The 16,118-nt window shown below is 60.0% G+C and carries 15 protein-coding genes; 2 read left to right on the top strand and 13 right to left on the bottom strand.

Features of this window, described 5'->3' with window-relative positions; genetic code table 11:
- Positions 1–41: 41 nt before the first annotated feature.
- From mmsB to ACYJRZ_RS07970, 8 genes are all read right to left on the bottom strand, one after another.
- Entirely contained in the window at positions 42–923 is an 882-nt protein-coding gene (gene mmsB, locus ACYJRZ_RS08005; protein ID WP_459457780.1) for a 3-hydroxyisobutyrate dehydrogenase, read from the bottom strand.
- A 22-nt stretch (positions 924–945) separates the two neighbouring features.
- On the bottom strand, positions 946–2,004 hold the full coding sequence (locus ACYJRZ_RS08000; RefSeq protein WP_459457778.1) for an enoyl-CoA hydratase/isomerase family protein: 1,059 nt from the start codon (positions 2,002–2,004) through the stop codon (positions 946–948).
- 40 nt (positions 2,005–2,044) lie between these two features.
- On the bottom strand, positions 2,045–3,640 hold the full coding sequence (locus ACYJRZ_RS07995; RefSeq protein ID WP_459457776.1) for a GMC family oxidoreductase: 1,596 nt from the start codon (positions 3,638–3,640) through the stop codon (positions 2,045–2,047).
- A gap of 163 nt (positions 3,641–3,803) precedes the next feature.
- Positions 3,804–4,787, bottom strand: coding sequence for a branched-chain amino acid ABC transporter permease (locus ACYJRZ_RS07990; protein WP_459457774.1), 984 nt, complete (start codon positions 4,785–4,787; stop codon positions 3,804–3,806).
- Between the two features lies 1 nt (position 4,788).
- Positions 4,789–5,676, bottom strand: coding sequence for a branched-chain amino acid ABC transporter permease (locus ACYJRZ_RS07985; RefSeq protein ID WP_459457772.1), 888 nt, complete (start codon positions 5,674–5,676; stop codon positions 4,789–4,791).
- A 2-nt stretch (positions 5,677–5,678) separates the two neighbouring features.
- Positions 5,679–6,380 carry an ABC transporter ATP-binding protein gene (locus ACYJRZ_RS07980; protein WP_459457770.1) on the bottom strand — a complete coding sequence of 234 codons (702 nt, stop codon included), beginning with the start codon at positions 6,378–6,380 and terminating at the stop codon, positions 5,679–5,681.
- Positions 6,381–6,382: 2 nt separating this feature from the next.
- Positions 6,383–7,165, bottom strand: a complete 783-nt coding sequence (locus tag ACYJRZ_RS07975) for an ABC transporter ATP-binding protein (protein ID WP_459457768.1) — start codon at positions 7,163–7,165, stop codon at positions 6,383–6,385.
- A 15-nt stretch (positions 7,166–7,180) separates the two neighbouring features.
- Entirely contained in the window at positions 7,181–8,389 is a 1,209-nt protein-coding gene (locus tag ACYJRZ_RS07970; RefSeq protein ID WP_459457766.1) for an ABC transporter substrate-binding protein, read from the bottom strand.
- Between the two features lie 172 nt (positions 8,390–8,561).
- Here ACYJRZ_RS07970 and ACYJRZ_RS07965 point away from each other — a divergent pair, with 172 nt between their 5' ends.
- Entirely contained in the window at positions 8,562–9,485 is a 924-nt protein-coding gene (locus ACYJRZ_RS07965; protein WP_459457764.1) for a LysR family transcriptional regulator, read from the top strand.
- Between the two features lie 13 nt (positions 9,486–9,498).
- Here the strand turns inward: ACYJRZ_RS07965 and galE are convergent, their stop codons facing one another.
- The 4 genes from galE to ACYJRZ_RS07945 form a co-directional block, all read right to left on the bottom strand.
- On the bottom strand, positions 9,499–10,536 hold the full coding sequence (galE, locus tag ACYJRZ_RS07960; protein WP_459457762.1) for a UDP-glucose 4-epimerase GalE: 1,038 nt from the start codon (positions 10,534–10,536) through the stop codon (positions 9,499–9,501).
- A gap of 275 nt (positions 10,537–10,811) precedes the next feature.
- On the bottom strand, positions 10,812–11,978 hold the full coding sequence (locus ACYJRZ_RS07955) for a pyridoxal phosphate-dependent aminotransferase (protein ID WP_459457760.1): 1,167 nt from the start codon (positions 11,976–11,978) through the stop codon (positions 10,812–10,814).
- Positions 11,979–12,123: 145 nt separating this feature from the next.
- On the bottom strand, positions 12,124–12,549 hold the full coding sequence (gene mscL / locus ACYJRZ_RS07950; protein ID WP_459457758.1) for a large conductance mechanosensitive channel protein MscL: 426 nt from the start codon (positions 12,547–12,549) through the stop codon (positions 12,124–12,126).
- A 251-nt stretch (positions 12,550–12,800) separates the two neighbouring features.
- Positions 12,801–13,367, bottom strand: coding sequence for a TetR/AcrR family transcriptional regulator (locus tag ACYJRZ_RS07945; protein WP_459457756.1), 567 nt, complete (start codon positions 13,365–13,367; stop codon positions 12,801–12,803).
- 137 nt (positions 13,368–13,504) lie between these two features.
- On the opposite strand from ACYJRZ_RS07945, the gene ACYJRZ_RS07940 reads away from it, so the two are divergent.
- Entirely contained in the window at positions 13,505–14,707 is a 1,203-nt protein-coding gene (locus ACYJRZ_RS07940; protein WP_459457754.1) for an MFS transporter, read from the top strand.
- Between the two features lie 6 nt (positions 14,708–14,713).
- Here the strand turns inward: ACYJRZ_RS07940 and ACYJRZ_RS07935 are convergent, their stop codons facing one another.
- Positions 14,714–15,856 carry a hypothetical protein gene (locus tag ACYJRZ_RS07935; RefSeq protein WP_459457752.1) on the bottom strand — a complete coding sequence of 381 codons (1,143 nt, stop codon included), beginning with the start codon at positions 15,854–15,856 and terminating at the stop codon, positions 14,714–14,716.
- Positions 15,857–16,118 lie beyond the last annotated feature (262 nt).

Raw genomic sequence — 16,118 nt, 5'->3', positions numbered from 1 at the left:
CAATACAAGCTTTCAACTCACTCGATTGTCGCGAGTTATCCTTACTTCGCCTCGCGAAACATCTCGATGATCGCCGAAAAATCGCGGCCGCCATTGCCGAGCTTTTCGAAGAGCGCATAGAGCTGTGCCGCTTCCGCACCCAGAGGCGTGGATGCGCCGCTCGACAAGGCCGCCTCTTGAGATAGCCGTAGATCCTTTAGCATCAAGGCTGCCGCGAAGCCGGGTTTGTAGTCGTTGTTGGCCGGCGATGTCGGCACGGGTCCGGGCACAGGGCAATAGGTATTGATCGACCAGCATTGACCGGAGGAGGTCGAAGCGACATCGAAGAGGGCCTGGTGCGAGAGGCCGAGCTTTTCGCCGAGCACGAAGGCTTCGCAGACGCCGATCATCGAGATACCGAGGATCATGTTGTTGCAGATCTTCGCGGCCTGGCCGGCACCGGCATCGCCGCAATGGACGATCTTCTTGCCCATCACCTCGAGCAGCGGCTTGGCGGCAGCAAAACTGTCCGCCGAGCCACCGGCCATGAAGGTCAGCGTTCCCGCTGCCGCACCTCCAGTGCCGCCGGAAACGGGCGCATCGAGCGAAAGGCAGCCGGCATCGCCTGCCATGGCATGCGCTTTGCGGGCGCTATCGACATCGATGGTAGAGCTGTCGATCAACAGGGTCCCCTTAGGCACGGAGCGCAGTACGTCGGTCCAGACGGTCAGGACGTGCTGGCCCTTCGGCAGCATGGTAACGACGACCTCCGCATCGGCCAGGGCTTCGGTGAGCACGCTGGCAGGCTTTACCCCCGATGCTTCGGCTGCCTTCAGCACATCATGTGAGAGGTCGAATCCTGTGACGGCGTGGCCGGCCTTGACGAGATTGGCGGCCATAGGGCCTCCCATATTGCCGAGGCCGATGAAGGCGATCCGTGTCATGATGTTTTCCTCCCATGATCGGTTATCTTGTGAAAAGCGGCGGCTGCGCTGGCACGAAGAAGCGATCGATATCGGCAACGGTCACTTCGGCAAGGCTCGCCGGAGACCATTTCGGATTGCGGTCCTTGTCGATGACGGCTGCGCGCACGCCTTCGTAGAAATCGTGATTATACAATATGCCCATGCAGGCGCCGAGTTCACGATTGAGGCATTCGGCCAAATCGGCGCTCCTTCGCCCTGCCCTGAGCAGCCGCAAGGTCAACTTCAGGCTGGTCGGCGAGCGACTGGCGATCACGCTTGCGGCTTCTGCGGCAAACTCTCCGGGCTCGGCCACCAAGGCCTTCAGAATTTCCTCCACCGTGTCTGCCGAAAACGCCCGATCGATCACCTCTCGGTTTGCCGCGAGCCGGCTTTCGCCGGCGTCCACCGCCATCGTCCGGATCAGCGCATGCACGTCTTCTGCAGTGGCGGCAGCGGGCAGCGCCGCGATCGCGTCTATGAGAGCCGGCAATGCGGAGGATGCGACAGAATGATCGGCCAAGCCGGCATGCATGACATCGGCGGCGCCGATGGTCAGGCCTGTCAGCCCCATCCAGGTACCGGCTCCCCCAGGGGCACGCGGCAGCAGCCAGGTGGCGCCGACATCCGGGAAATAGCCGATGCCGGTTTCGGGCATGGCGAGACGCGTGCGCTCGGTGACGACGCGATGGCTGCCATGCGCGGAAAGGCCGACGCCGCCGCCCATGGTGATGCCATCCATCAGCACCACATAAGACTTAGCGTAGCGCGAGATGGCATGATTGAGCCGAAATTCTTCGCGCCAGAAGGTTTCCGCGCCATCGGAACCTTCCTTGCCGCTCTGGTGCAGCAGGCGGATATCGCCGCCCGCGCAGAAGCCGCGCTCTCCCTCGCCCATGACGAGGACGCTCGCCACTGCGGGATCGGCGGCGAAATCCTCCAATGCCGAAGCGATGACCCGCACCATTGGCAATGTCAGGCTATTCAGCGCCTTCGGCCGGTTGAGCCTGATGATGCCGGCCGATCCGCGCCGCTCGATGATGACTTCATCCGTGCTGTCCATGCAAATCTCCTGTCCTTGCCCCCAATCAATCCTCGGAGATTCATTTGTTGTCGGCAAGGATCATCTCGGCTGCTTTTTCGGCTATCATGATGGTTGGCGAATTGGTGTTGCCCGAGGTGATTGATGGCATGACGGAAGCATCGGCGATACGCAGCCTTGCCAATGCCCTGAGCCGCAGGTGCGGATCAACCACGCTTTGCGCATCGCCGCCCATGCGGCACGTGCCGACCGGATGGAAAATCGTCGTGCCGATATCGCCGGCGGCGCGTTCCAGATCGACATCCGTCTCGTAGGTCGGCCCGGGCTTGAACTCCTCCGGTCTGAACCGGGCGAAGGAAGGTTGCGCCACGATGCGCCGCGTCAGGCGAATGGAGCGTACGGCGATCTCCCGGTCACGTGCCGCCGAAAGATAATTCGGGCTGATGGCCGGCTGCAGGGCGAAATCGGGGCTGCGCACATGCACGGAGCCGCGGCTTTCGGGCCGGAGGTTGCAGACACTGGCGGTGATCGCCGGAAAGGGATGGACGGGATCTCCGAATTTATCGAGCGAGACCGGTTGCACATGATATTGCAAATCCGGCGTTTCCTTGTCCGGCCCGGAGCGGGTGAAGATGCCGAGCTGGCTCGGCGCCATCGCCATAGGGCCTGAACGGCGCACCAGATATTCGAGCCCGATCGCAGCCTTGCCGATCAGCTTGGTCGCCTTCTCGTTCAACGTAGGGACGCCAGTCACCTTGTAGGCAAGGCGCAGCTGCAGATGATCCTGCAGGTTCTCGCCGACAGACCGGACCTCGCGGATGACGTCGATACCGGCCTTGCCGAGCACTTCGCCACGGCCGATGCCTGACAGTTCCAGAATGTGCGGTGAGCCGATGGAGCCGGCTGATAGCACCGTTTCCTTGTTCGCATAGGCGCGCTTCGCCACGCCATCATGCTGGAACTCGACGCCGGTCACGGCATCGCCCTCGACGATCAGGCGGCGGACCTGCGCCTTGGTATAGACGGTGAGATTGCCGCGCTTCATCGCCGGGCGCAGGAAGGCTTTCGTGGTGTTCCAGCGGATGCCGGAGCGCTGGTTGACGTCGAAATAGCCGGAACCTTCGTTGTTGCCGCGATTGAAATCCGCCGTCTCGGGGATACCGGCCTCCTTGGCGGCGGCCTGGAAGGCGTCGAGCACGGCCCAGCGCACGCGCGCCTTCTCGACCCGCCATTCGCCGCCGGCGCCGTGCATCTCATCCTTGCCGCGATAATGATCCTCAGACTTGATGAAGTAGGGCAGCACGTCCTCCCAGCCCCATCCGGCGCAGCCGAGCTGGCGCCAGAGATCATAGTCGCGGGCCTGGCCGCGCATATAGATCATCCCGTTGATGGAGGAGCAGCCACCCAGCACCTTGCCGCGCGGATAGTTCAGCGACCGACCATTCAGCCCCGCTTCCGGCGACGTGGTGAAGCACCAGTCCGTGCGAGGATTGTTGATGCAATAGAGATAGCCGACCGGAATGTGGATCCAATGGTAATTGTCATTGCCGCCGGCTTCCAGGAGCAGCACGCGGTTGTTGCGATCTGCCGAAAGCCGGTTGGCCAGCACGCATCCGGCACTGCCGGCACCGATGATGATGTAGTCGAAGCGATCCATTGGTATGCCCCCTCACCCTAACCCTCTCCCCCAAGGAAGAGGGGAACTATTTCGGCATTTGCCTCGGCCCCATATCCGATGATCGTCAAAGACAGTTCCCCCTCTACCCTCGGGGAGAGGGCTAGGGTGAGGGGTGCACAACAAGAACGCATAGGTTTGATCATTATCGCCGGTGTTCAAACCCCAGCTTCCGTCCCAGCCGAGAAGCATAGAATTCGCCGACGACCCCGCGGCGGAAGAGCAGGACGCAAACCATGAAGACGATGCCGGTGATGATGGTGACGGGGAATTCCGAAGTCGCCAGATAGTTTTCCAGCGTCGCCACGAATCCTGCTCCGAAAATCGGGCCGATCAGCGTGCCGATGCCGCCAAGGAGCGTCATGAGGATGACCTCGCCGGACATCTGCCAGGCGACATCCGTTAGCGTCGCGAACTGGAAGACCAGTGCCTTGACCGCACCCGCAAGCCCAGCCAGGGCGGCCGACATGACGAACGCACCGAGCTTGTAGTGCGCGACGGAATAGCCAAGCGAGATCGCCCGTTGCTCGTTCTCGCGGATCGATTTCAGGATCATGCCGAAGGGCGAATTGATGAAACGCCAGATGATCAGCACGCCGATCAGGAAGATCGCGAGAACGAAATAATACATGTTGAAGGAGTTATTGAGATCGAGGACGCCGAGGAGGTAGCCGCGCGGCACCGACTGAATGCCATCCTCGCCATGGGTGAAAGCCGCCTGCAGGCAGAAGAAATAGAACATGTAGGAGAGCGCCAGCGTGATCATGGCGAAATAGATGCCCTGCCTGCGGATGGCGACGAAGCCCATGACGAGGCCTAGCATCGACGCGCCGGCGACGCCCATCAGGATGCCAAGCTCGGGCGGCAGACCCCACTCCTTCACCGCATGGGCGGTGAAATAGGCCGCACCGCCGAAGAAGGTCGCATGGCCGAAGGAGAGCAGACCGGCATAACCGAGCAGCAGATTGAAGGCGCAAGCGAACAGCGCGAAGCAGAGCACCTTCATAACGAAGATCGGGTAGATGAAGAACGGCGCCCAGATCAGGCCGACGAGGCCGAGGATCAGCAACAGCTTCTGCACGGAAAGCTTCGGACGCTCCTTGGAGCCCGAGCTGATTAATCCAGCCATATCACGCCTCCCGACCGAAGAGACCCGCAGGCCTCAGAAGCAGTACGATTGCCATGATGACAAAGATGACGATGTTGGAAGCTTCCGGATAGAAGACCTTGGTCAGGCCTTCGGCGATCCCGAGCATATAGCCTGTCACGATCGCCCCCATGATCGAGCCCATGCCGCCGACGACCACGACGGCGAAGACGATGATGATCATGTTCGAGCCCATCAGCGGCGAGACCTGATAGATCGGTGCGGCCAACACCCCGGCAAAGGCGGCAAGCGCGACGCCAAAACCATAGGTCAGCGTCAGAAGCACTGGCACGTTGACGCCGAAAACCTGAACGAGCGTGGAATTCTCGGTCGCCGCGCGCAGATAGGCGCCAAGCTTGGTCTTTTCGATCAGCAGCCAAGTGCCGATGCAGACGATCAGCGAGGCGATAACCACCCAGCCGCGATAGACGGGCAGGAACATGAAGCCGATATTGCGCGCGCCCGCCAGTTCCGTCGGGACGGCATAGGGCTGGCCCGAGGAGCCGTAGAGATAGCGGAAGGTCCCCTCGATGGTCAGCGCCATGCCGAAGGTGAAGAGCAAGCCATAGAGCGGATCGACCCTGTAGAGCCGACGCAGGCAGAACCGCTCGACCAGCGCACCGAACAGGCCGACGATCAGCGGTGCCAAAACGAGGGCCGGCCAATAGCCGATGCCTGTATAGGCGAGCAGCAGATAGGCGGTGAAGGCGCCGAGCATATAGAGCGCGCCGTGGGCGAAATTGATCACTCGCAGCATGCCGAAGATGATCGCGAGGCCAAGGCTCAGCAATGCATAGAAGGAGCCATTGATCAGCCCGATCAGCAATTGACCGAGAAGAGCCTGGGCGGGGATGCCGAATATCGTCGTCATGCTCAGACCCCCAGAACCTTGTGCAGCATATCCATGCGCTCGGAGAGTTCGCCGACCGGGAATTCCGAGACCATCTGGCCGTGATCCATCACATAGAGGCGATCGGCGATGCGGCTGGCGAAGCGGAAATTCTGCTCGACGAGCAAGATGGTCATGCCACGACCTTTGAGCTTCTGCAGGACTTCGCCGATGCGCTGGACGATGACCGGCGCAAGGCCCTCGGTCGGTTCGTCGAGCAGCAGCATGCGGACGCCGGTGCGCAGGATGCGGGCCATAGCAAGCATCTGCTGCTCGCCGCCGGAAAGCCTTGTGCCGACGCTATTGCGCCGCTCATGCAGGTTTGGAAACAACTCGAAGATCTCGTCGAGCGTCATGCCGCCAGCGGCCACCACCGGTGGCAGCATCAGGTTTTCATAGACGCTGAGCGTGGAAAATATGCCGCGCTCTTCCGGCACGAAGCCGATACCCTGATGGGCGGTCTTGTGCAGCGGCACCTGCATCATGTCCTTGCCGGCAAAGGTAATCCTGCCCTTGCGGGCGCGAACGATGCCGACGATGGTGCGCAATGTCGTTGTCTTGCCAACGCCGTTGCGGCCGAGGATGGTGACGGTTTCGCCCTCGCCCACGCGCATATCGACGCCGTGCAGGATATGGCTTTCGCCATACCAGGCATTGAGGCCCTGAACTTCCAGAAGCGGCGCCATCGTCAAGCCTCCTCCGTACCCATATAAGCTTCGCGGACGCGCGGGTCCCGGCTGACCGTCGCATAATCGCCCTGGGCCAGGATTTCGCCGCGCTGCAGCACCGTGACATGATGGCAGATATCGGCAACGACCGAGAGATTGTGCTCCACCATGAGCACAGCCCTGTCGCGCGCCACATCTCGGATGATGGCGGAAACGGTGTTCACGTCCTCCAGTCCCATGCCGGCCATCGGTTCGTCGAGCAGCAGCACCTTCGGATCGAGCGCAAGCGTCGTTGCGATCTCCAGCACGCGCTTGCGGCCGTAGGAAAGATCGGCAGCGATGGCATCGCGCTCTTTCGAAAGGCCGACGGAGGCGATGAGCTGTTCGGCGCGGGCATTGAGGCTGTCGAGGGCCGATAGCGGCCGCCAGAACTGGTGGGCGAGATTGTTCGGCCGCTGCAAGGCGACCCGCACATTGTCCAGCACCGTCAGATGCGGGAAGACAGCGGAAATCTGGAAGGAGCGCACGAGCCCCATGCGCGCGACCTTGTCGGGCCTTGTCTTGGTGATATCGGTGCCGAGCAGCGTGATCGTGCCATGCGTCGGCTGCAGGAATTTGGTGAGCAGATTGAACACCGTCGTCTTGCCGGCGCCGTTGGGGCCGATCAGAGCGTGGACCTGGGCGTGATGTACGTCGAGATCGACATTCTTGACGGCGGTGAAGCCGCCGAAATCGCGGCGCAGTCCCCGGGCGGATAACACCACCCGGGGCTCTTCATGCGCATGTGTCGCGGACATCACCATGGGCTGTTCCAAGCCCTATTGCTTGACGAGGTCGCAGCCGCTCTTGGCTGGGTCGATATAGGCGTCCTTGCCGGGGATCGTCGCCAGCACGTTGAAGTAATCCCACGGCTCCTTGCTATCAGCGGGCTTCTTCACCTGAAGCAGATACATGTCGTGGATCATGCGGCCATTGGCACCGACCGTACCGCCGCGGCCGAAGAAATCATCAACCGGCATTTCATGCAGCTGCTTGGCAACGGCCTCGGTGTCATCGGTGCCCGCTTTCTGCACCGCCTTCAGATACTGCATCACAGCGGAATAGGTGCCGGCATGGATCATGTTCGGCATCTTGCCGGTGCGGGCAAAGAAGCGTTTGCCAAATTCGCGGCTCTTGTCGTCGAGGTTCCAGTAATAGCCTTCCGTCAACGTCAGGCCCTGCGCCGCCTGCAGGCCGAGGCCGTGGACTTCAGCGAGCGTGAAGAGCAGTGCCGCCAGATGCTGGCCGCCCTGGGTGATGCCGAATTCGGAGGCCTGCTTGATGGCGTTGGACGTGTCGAGGCCGGCATTGGCAAGACCGATCACCTTGGCACCAGACGACTGGGCCTGCAGCAGGAAGGACGAGAAATCATTGGTCGACAGCGGGTGGCGGACAGAGCCAAGCACCTTACCGCCACTTGCCTTGACGAAATCGCTGGTCTGCTGCTCGAGCGAGTAGCCGAAGGCATAGTCCGCCGTCAGGAAGAACCATGTGTCGCCGCCCTGCTTGACGAGCGCGCCGCCGGTGCCGACGGCCAGGGCATGTGTGTCATAGGCCCAATGGAAGCCATAGGGCGAGCATTGCTTGCCGGTGAGATCCGTCGTAGCAGCGCCGGTGACGATATCGATCTTCTTCTTTTCCTTGCCGACCGCCTGCACGGCGAGCGCGACCGAAGAGGTCGTCAGCTCCATGATGGCGTCGACCTTGTCCTGGTCGTACCACTGGCGGGCGATGTTGGAGGCGATATCGGGCTTGTTCTGGTGGTCGGCATCGACGATCTCGATCGGCACACCGAGAACCTTGCCGCCGAAATCCTCGGCGGCCATCTTGGCGGCCGCTACCGACGACTTCCCACCGAAATCCGCATAGACGCCGGATTGGTCGTTCAGGATGCCGATCTTGACGACACCATCGGACGGACCGGCGGCAAAAGCCGCGGAGCTGGCTGCAAGCAGAAATGCAAGGGACGCAATAAGACTCTTTCGCATATCCTCTCCTCCCAGAGATTTGGCAAAAACGAATCTGTTCAAAATTGGCCAGCCGCTTTCCTCAAAACGGCTTTTCCCAACCGCCAAGATCAAGGAATTTGCGCGTTGACGCAAGTCGCGATTGCAATTAATTCCAAACAAGGTCTGTTCATTTTTGAACAGAGGAGGATGCATGAAGCGCACGCCGCACTTTACCTGGGACGATCTGCAGTTCTTCCTCGCCGTTGCACGAACCGGGCAGCTTTCGACAGCCGCACGGCAATTGCGCAGCAGCCATGCAACGGTTTCGCGCCGTATCGACCGGCTGGAATTCGCCCTGAAGGTCAAACTTTTCGAGCGCAATCCGCGCGGCTACATGCTGACCAGCATGGGCCAGCGCTTCGTCGATACGGCCGAGCATATGGAGCAGGAGACGGAACGTTTACGCGCCGATCTTTCCGCGGGATCGGCAGCACAACGGGGTGTCGTGCGCATCAGCGCGCCGGAAGGTTTTTCAAACTTCTTCTTCACCGGCGTGCTGCCGGAATTCACCGCGAAACACCCGAATATTTCGTTGGAGCTGATCACCATCCAGCAGATCATGTCGCTCTCACGCAAGGAGGCCGATATCGTCGTGGTGCTCGACCCGCCGAAGGCCGGCCCCTACTTCACTGAGAAGCTGACGGACTACCATCTACAGGTCTACGGATCGCGCGATTATCTCGCCCGCCATCCGCCGATCGAAAGCCGCGACGACCTGCCGGATTTCGCCTTCATCGGCTATATCGAGGATATGATCTTCGCGCCGGGATTGGACTATCTCGATGACGTTCATCCCCGTATCAAGCCGCAATTCCAAAGCTCGAGCATCTTTGCGCAGCTGACAGCGACGAAAAACGGTCAGGGGCTCTGCGTGCTGCCGTTTTTCATCGCCGGCAAGCATCCCGATCTGCAGGTGGTCCTGCCGCATGAGGTGGATCTCAGGCGCCACTACTGGATCACCTGCCATCGCGACCTGCGCCAGTCACCCCGCGTGCGCACTGTCATCGATTTTTTGGCGGAAGCCGTGCGCAAAAATGCGCCGGCCTTTCTGGGGCCTTGGAGACGGGAAAGCTGAGATCGCGCTCGCGTTACCGCATGCTTGGAGCGGCGTAGACCCTGTTGACGCCGGCGGCATCGAAGCCCGCACGTTCGGCAAGGCGAAGCTCCCAATCCAGCGAGGAGCGCACAATCATTTCCAGATTATTGTATTTCGGCATCCATCCCAATTCGCGGCGAGCAAGTGTCGCATCGGCGACGATACTGGCCATATCGCCGGCGCGACGTGGAGCGATGTGGATAGGGAAGGCGCGGCCGTGGACACGCGTGACCATGTTGAGCACATCCAGAACCGAATAGCCCTGACCGTAGCCGCAATTGGCAACCAGTGAGCGGCCGCCATCGCGCAGATGCCGCAACGCCATCAGATGCGCGTCGACGAGATCGCTGACATGAATGTAATCGCGAACGCCGGTGCCATCATGGGTCGCGTAGTCGGTGCCGTAGATATCGACCTGAGGGCGGCGGCCAAGAGCCCCCTCGCAAGCGACCTTGATAAGATGGGTGGCGCCGTCAGTCGACTGACCAGCCCTTCCCTCGGGATCGGCGCCGGCCACGTTGAAATAACGCAGCGCCACATAGCGGAAATCATAAGCGACAGCGGCATCGCGCAGCATCAGCTCGGACATCAGCTTGGATTGACCATAGGGGGATTCGGGCCGCAACGGCGCATGTTCGCCGACCGGCCTGTCCGCCGACTGCTGGCCATACACAGCGGCGGTGGACGAGAAGACGAAATGGCGGATGCCGGCCCTGATGGCGGCGCTCATGAGGATGCGGGTCTTGCCGGTGTTGTTTTCGTAATAGGCAAGAGGGTCCTCAATCGACGCCGGGACAACGGCTGAGCCGGCAAAATGAATGATGGCCTCTATATGGTTTTCAGCGAAAATCTGATGCAGCAGCGCTTCATCGGCGATATCGCCGAGATAGAAGCGGGCCGCAGGCGGCACCGCCCAGCGAAAGCCCGTGGAGAGGCGATCGATGACCACGACGTCTTCGCCCGCGTCAAGCAATCTCCAGACCATGTGGCTGCCGATATAGCCGGCTCCGCCCGTCACCAAGACAGTCATTCTTCGCGTCCCCGCCAAGTCTTATCAGCAACATATGAGGCCGCTTCCCCTGCGAAATTGATTAAAAGCGGACGGTGGGGCGGGAAAGATTGCGGAGATGGTTAGAGGGGGATTTCGCGATTTGATTGGATTTTATCGATCAGGTGCGTGACGGCAGGCTCGCATATATCGGAGAGTGCATACCCCCTTTGTCCCTGTCGGGACAGAGGGGGTATCAGAGATGAGGCGATCGAGAGGATGCTTTCGACCGTGGAGCAGGTCGAAGCGAAGCCCTCTCATAAACTCAAAATATACCCACTCAACCGCTCCGCAGCATCCGCCACCTGCACCGGATCGCGCAGGAAGCAAGCACGCATGAACAGTTCTCCGCCCTTTCCGAAGGCCGTTCCGGGTGCCAGGCCGACGCCCGTCTTGTCGACGATGTCGATGGCGGCCTTGCGGCTGTCGGTGACGCCATCGATCCTGAGGAAGGAATAGAGCGCGCCATCCGGCTTCAGCGTCTGCACACGATTGGTGGCGATCAACGCGTCGCAGAGGATATCGCGCGCGCGAGTGGCCTTTTCGATATTGGAGCGGACGAAATCGTCGCCGTCGTTCAGCGCTGCAACCGCGCCTCTCTGCATAAACTGCGCAACGCCGGAAGTCGAATATTGCACGAGGTTTTCGATCACCTGTCCGAGCTCAGCCGGCGCGACGATCCAGCCGACGCGCCAACCGGTCATCGACCAGTTCTTCGAGAAGGAATTGACGAAAAGGATCTTGTCGTCGGCTTCCTTGACATCGAGGACGCTCGGCGCGCGTCCGCCGGCATAATAATAAAGCGCATAGATTTCGTCGGCCATGATCCAGAGATCATGCTTGCGCGCCAAGGCGAGAATATCGCGGAGGTCCTGATGGGTTGCCGTCCAGCCTGTAGGGTTGGACGGGGTATTGATGAAGAGGCCCTTGGTCTTCGGCGTAATCGCCGCTTCCAGCCGGTTAAGATCGAGCGACCATTTACCATGCTCAAATTGTAAGGGTACGGCGACGGAACGGGCACCCGCGATCTCCAATGCTGCGGCGATATTCGGCCAGGCAGGCGAGAGATAAACCATCTCGTCATCGGGAGCGGTGATCGCCTGCACGGATAGCTGGATCGCCTGCATGCCGGAACCGACGACATAGAAATTCTCCATCGGCAGAGAGGTGCCGAAATGCCGGCCATAATAATCGGCGAGCGCCTGGCGCAGTTCCGGAATGCCGCGCTGCCAAGTGTAGAAGGTCTCTCCGGCGTTGAGCGAGGCCATGGCGGCGCGATTGATAAAATCCGGCGTCGGCAGGTCCCCCTCGCCGACCCAAAGCGGCAGCAGGCCTTCGCGGCCGCGGGCATAATTGACTACTTCGACAATCCCGCTTTCGGGTGCTGCGAGCGCGCGTGGGCTGAGGCTATTCAGTATCGACATGCAAAGTCTCCGGTTTCTGCCTTCATAAAGCAGAGCGGCGGACAAATCCCATGACTTTGCCTTAGCGAATGATCGATTTTGGTGATGAATAAAGCCCCAGTCCTCGCATGGACCGGGGCTTACAAAATGAATCGAGCGAAGCGTATCAGCGCTTGGAGAGAAGATCGCGGATTTCCGTCAGCAGCTGGACATCGGCCGGCGGCGGTGCCGCTTCAGCGACCTTGTCATCCTTGCGCTCGACTTGCGAGCGCAGCGCGTTCACGCCCTTGACCATCAGGAAGATGATCCAGGCAAGGATCAGGAAGTTGATGAGGACGGTGATGAAGCTACCGTAGGCGAGAACGGCACCTTGGGCGCGGGCCGCAGCAAGCGTCGGTGCATTAACCCCCGAGGCGAGACCGATGAAGTAGTTCGAGAAATCGAAGCCACCGAAAATCGCGCCGACGATCGGCATGATGATATCGTCAACCAGCGATTTCACGATGCCGCCGAAAGCGCCGCCGATGATCACGCCGACTGCGAGATCCATGACATTGCCGCGGGCGATAAATGCCTTGAATTCATTTAGCATTGAGCAGTCCCCTTCGCGTTGCCGTTGAATTCACTGTTGATAATTAGCAACATCTTTTCCCTTATTTTTCAACAGCAAATTGACCTGGGTCCTTGCCCAAACACACATATCCCATGATAATTTTGCCATATCAGCAACTTCAAGCTGTATGCTTTTGGCAACTTGTTCGTCAGTTGCGAGCAACCAAGCAGAGGCTGCTGAATATAGATCAGGGATATCGGGGTGAGTCGTTCGCTATTGGCGGCCGCGATTCAAGCGCCGACCACACTCTCCCGCATCGCCTTCGCGACGAGTTTTCGAACATAATCGGGATCGGGCGCCTGGTCGAAGAGGATACGATAGATGATCGGCGAGATGACGTGATCCATTAGTTCTACCAGGGTCGGAAAGGGTTCACCAGCCGCCTCCGCCCGCGCAATAAATACGCTTAGTTGGCAGCGTGTATAGGTGCAGCATTTTTCCGCATTTGCGCTATCGGGCACCGCGAGAACATCGCGCAGCAGTTGGCGCCCTACTCCCGAAGCCATTTCATCGGCATATTGCTCCACCCAGGCCTCCAGGTCCTCCCGGGCGCTGCCAATTCTAGCGGGCTCGCCTTCAGGCTGCAGGCGTGAGGCGGCGACATCCGCCAGAAGCTTTTGAAGGTCGCCCCAGCGGCGGTAGATCGTCGACGGCGTGACATTGGCGCGCTGTGCGATCAGCGGAATCGTCACATCGGCGCGGTCCATCATCGCCAGCATGTCGCGGACGGATTGATGCACGGCCGCTTGCACTCTGGCGCTGCGCCCGCCGGGGCGGGGATTTTCTCTATAGCCCATAAGCCCTTGCCAATTTTTCCCGTTTTGCGGATCGTGAATGATCCTGGACATTCACTAACGCAAATTATTTGCTTTTATGCATTAGGCACTCTATATGCGCGTAACGCAATCTTTTAGCTTTAGGTAGGATATAGTCGATGACCGAACTCGATTCCACCGCTAGCGCCCCGATTTCACCGGCCAGACGCCTGGCGCCATTCTATTATGCCGCAACCAGCGCCCTGTTTTTGGCTGCCTCGTCCGTACCGACGCCTCTTTACCGCCTCTATCAGCAGGCCTTTGCCTTCTCGCCGGTGCTGCTCACGGTGATCTTCGCCGTCTATGCCTTCTCCCTTCTCGCCGCGCTCCTTATCGTCGGTTCGATCTCCGATCATCTCGGCCGTCGGCCCGTGATCTTCGCTTCGATCCTCCTCAATATGGTGGCGATAGCCCTGTTTTTAATGGCCAAGGGTCCGGATTGGTTGATTGCCGCGCGCATCGTGCAGGGCTTCGCGACGGGAACTGCCGTCAGTTCCGTCGGTGCCGCTCTCGTCGATCTCGATCCGATCAAGGGGTCGATCACCAACAGCCTTGCCCCGCTTGTGGGCATGGCGATGGGTGCGATCGGTACGAGCCTGCTGATCCAGTTTGCACCGGCCCCAACCGTACTCGTCTATATCGTCACGCTTGCCCTGCTGGCGCTGCAAGCCGCGCTGCTATGGCTGATGCCGGAGACTACGAGCCGACGGGCCGGCGTGCTCGCATCGCTGAAGCCGGAAGTCGCCGTTCCCCAGCAGGCCCAGCGGACCCTGCTGGCGCTGACGCCGATCAATATCGCAGTTTGGGCGCTCGCCGGCTTCTATCTGTCGCTGGTACCCTCGCTGGTCACTGCGACCACCGGCAGCACGGCGCCGCTGGTCGGCGGCTCCGTGGTCGCAGCCTTGACGATCAGCGGCGCGGCAGCCGTCTTCCTGCTACGCAAGAAATCCGCCGTCACGATCATGAAGTTCGGCATACCAACCATGAGCTTCGGCATACTGACCATCATCGCCGGCATGCATGCGGCTGAAGTGTCGATCCTCGCTCTGGGAACTCTGATTGCCGGCTCGGGCTTCGGGGCAGCTTTCCTCGGCACGGTCAGAAGCATCATGCCACTGGCAAAGCCCGACGAACGCGCCGGGTTGCTTTCGGCCTTCTACATCCAGAGCTACCTCGCCTTCAGCGTCCCCGCCATCCTCGCCGGCTTCCTGTCGAAAGCGCTCGGCTTTGCCGAAGCCGCCGATATCTATGCGGCGGCGACCCTTCTACTCATCGGCTGGGGCGTCGTTGCCCTGAGGGCGGGGCAAGAGAAAGCGGCTTGAGCGAGGTCAAGTCGGACAACGCAGCCAATAACGCTTGAAGACTTCGATACCAGTGCCGTACGGCTCACGCGTCTTGCCCCACGCGCTGGTCGCGCTTTCCACCAAAGTATCCTCGTCAACGGGAACAAGATTAACCGGCAACGCTGACGACAAAGCCGCCCGACGATACCACGCAATAGCCTCCTTTCGCTGCCGCTCAGCGATGACACTTGTCCCATCGGCTGGCGGAACATGGAAGCGCTCCGGATGCTGCTTCACGTCCAGCATTGGATCGTGAAGTGGTACGCGCAAGAGCTCGCGATCGCCCGCCAACCGCAGTTCAAACTCGTCCTCCGCCGCCGGCACCGGGCGATTTTCTGAAGAGGTATCCGCAACACGTGCCGTTAGGATCGGCAGAGGCTGATGCTCCGCTCTCATTTCGATACGGCGAATATGGCAGAGATCCGATACCTTCTTGCTCCTGATGTCGGACCGGGAGAGTTCGTCGACTATTGTCCAAGCGCCTTGCATTTTTTGTATGAAGGGCACTGACCCATCCGCGCCATAGGATAAAAACGCCGCCTGTTCTGCCATTCTTTTCTTCATCGTATTCACGAGCTGAATATTCCGCACGTTTCTCGCGCTATCTTCCGAGTCGCTAGAGCATCGCACCCAAAAACTCATCCTGGATGGCTCTGCCGTATTTGTAATGCCGATGACATCATCACTGAGCGGTAAGATGCCTCCCTCTTGAACGCTCCTTTGCATCAGCAATCCGCGCTGGAGTGCCATCGCTGCGTCCGTGGATTTATCGAGGCCTAGCCGTTGCATCTCATCTTGAACGTTGGATATCCAATAGAAATTGCCACCACCGGCCAAGCGCAGCTCAAACCGACTTGAGCCTTCCCGGCCGATCCAGCCGTCAAAGATCGGATTGCCCGAGCGAGGTTGGTCGAAATGCGTTCTTACACCCGCGCACAGCATCTTCGGACCTTCGGCGGGAACATCCCCAGGATAGAAATCCGGCGATATATTGGCCCAGTCACCAGGCAGTATCTTGAAGAGGGTTTTCGGATTCAAATCCGGGCCGATATCGAATGCCCGTACCAGACCATCGGTTATAGCTTGCACGCGTGCGCCTGCATTCAGCTCAGTGGGCTTGGGCGGCACGACTGTGGCGTCCTGGGCTAGGAGGGGGGATGACAAGAAGGCCCCGTAGGCTAGCCATATTAGCGCAGCAGGGACGCCATGGCCCCGCCGCGCAATCAAAAACATCCAGACTGCTCTCAGCGACATCTATCGACCTATCATTATTGCGACGGTGAAGCCTACCAGCCACGGAGCCTGGCAATACAGCCTCCCTGCACAACGACAATTCCGATATCCACAACCATGAGCGGTTAGCGCGCGTTCAAGCATCAATCTAGATGAG

The organism is Rhizobium sp. No.120 (assembly GCF_054558365.1).
The sequence above is the reverse complement of the archived record's forward strand: the minus strand, read 5'-3'. Positions and strand labels throughout refer to the sequence as shown.

Coding starts and splice junctions, on each gene's coding strand:
- mmsB (WP_459457780.1), bottom strand. CDS start 923: ATGACACGGATCGCCTTCATCGGCCTCGGCAATATGGGAGGCCCTATG.
- ACYJRZ_RS08000 (WP_459457778.1), bottom strand. CDS start 2,004: ATGGACAGCACGGATGAAGTCATCATCGAGCGGCGCGGATCGGCCGGC.
- ACYJRZ_RS07995 (WP_459457776.1), bottom strand. CDS start 3,640: ATGGATCGCTTCGACTACATCATCATCGGTGCCGGCAGTGCCGGATGC.
- ACYJRZ_RS07990 (WP_459457774.1), bottom strand. CDS start 4,787: ATGGCTGGATTAATCAGCTCGGGCTCCAAGGAGCGTCCGAAGCTTTCC.
- ACYJRZ_RS07985 (WP_459457772.1), bottom strand. CDS start 5,676: ATGACGACGATATTCGGCATCCCCGCCCAGGCTCTTCTCGGTCAATTG.
- ACYJRZ_RS07980 (WP_459457770.1), bottom strand. CDS start 6,380: ATGGCGCCGCTTCTGGAAGTTCAGGGCCTCAATGCCTGGTATGGCGAA.
- ACYJRZ_RS07975 (WP_459457768.1), bottom strand. CDS start 7,165: ATGGTGATGTCCGCGACACATGCGCATGAAGAGCCCCGGGTGGTGTTA.
- ACYJRZ_RS07970 (WP_459457766.1), bottom strand. CDS start 8,389: ATGCGAAAGAGTCTTATTGCGTCCCTTGCATTTCTGCTTGCAGCCAGC.
- ACYJRZ_RS07965 (WP_459457764.1), top strand. CDS start 8,562: ATGAAGCGCACGCCGCACTTTACCTGGGACGATCTGCAGTTCTTCCTC.
- galE (WP_459457762.1), bottom strand. CDS start 10,536: ATGACTGTCTTGGTGACGGGCGGAGCCGGCTATATCGGCAGCCACATG.
- ACYJRZ_RS07955 (WP_459457760.1), bottom strand. CDS start 11,978: ATGTCGATACTGAATAGCCTCAGCCCACGCGCGCTCGCAGCACCCGAA.
- mscL (WP_459457758.1), bottom strand. CDS start 12,549: ATGCTAAATGAATTCAAGGCATTTATCGCCCGCGGCAATGTCATGGAT.
- ACYJRZ_RS07945 (WP_459457756.1), bottom strand. CDS start 13,367: ATGGGCTATAGAGAAAATCCCCGCCCCGGCGGGCGCAGCGCCAGAGTG.
- ACYJRZ_RS07940 (WP_459457754.1), top strand. CDS start 13,505: ATGACCGAACTCGATTCCACCGCTAGCGCCCCGATTTCACCGGCCAGA.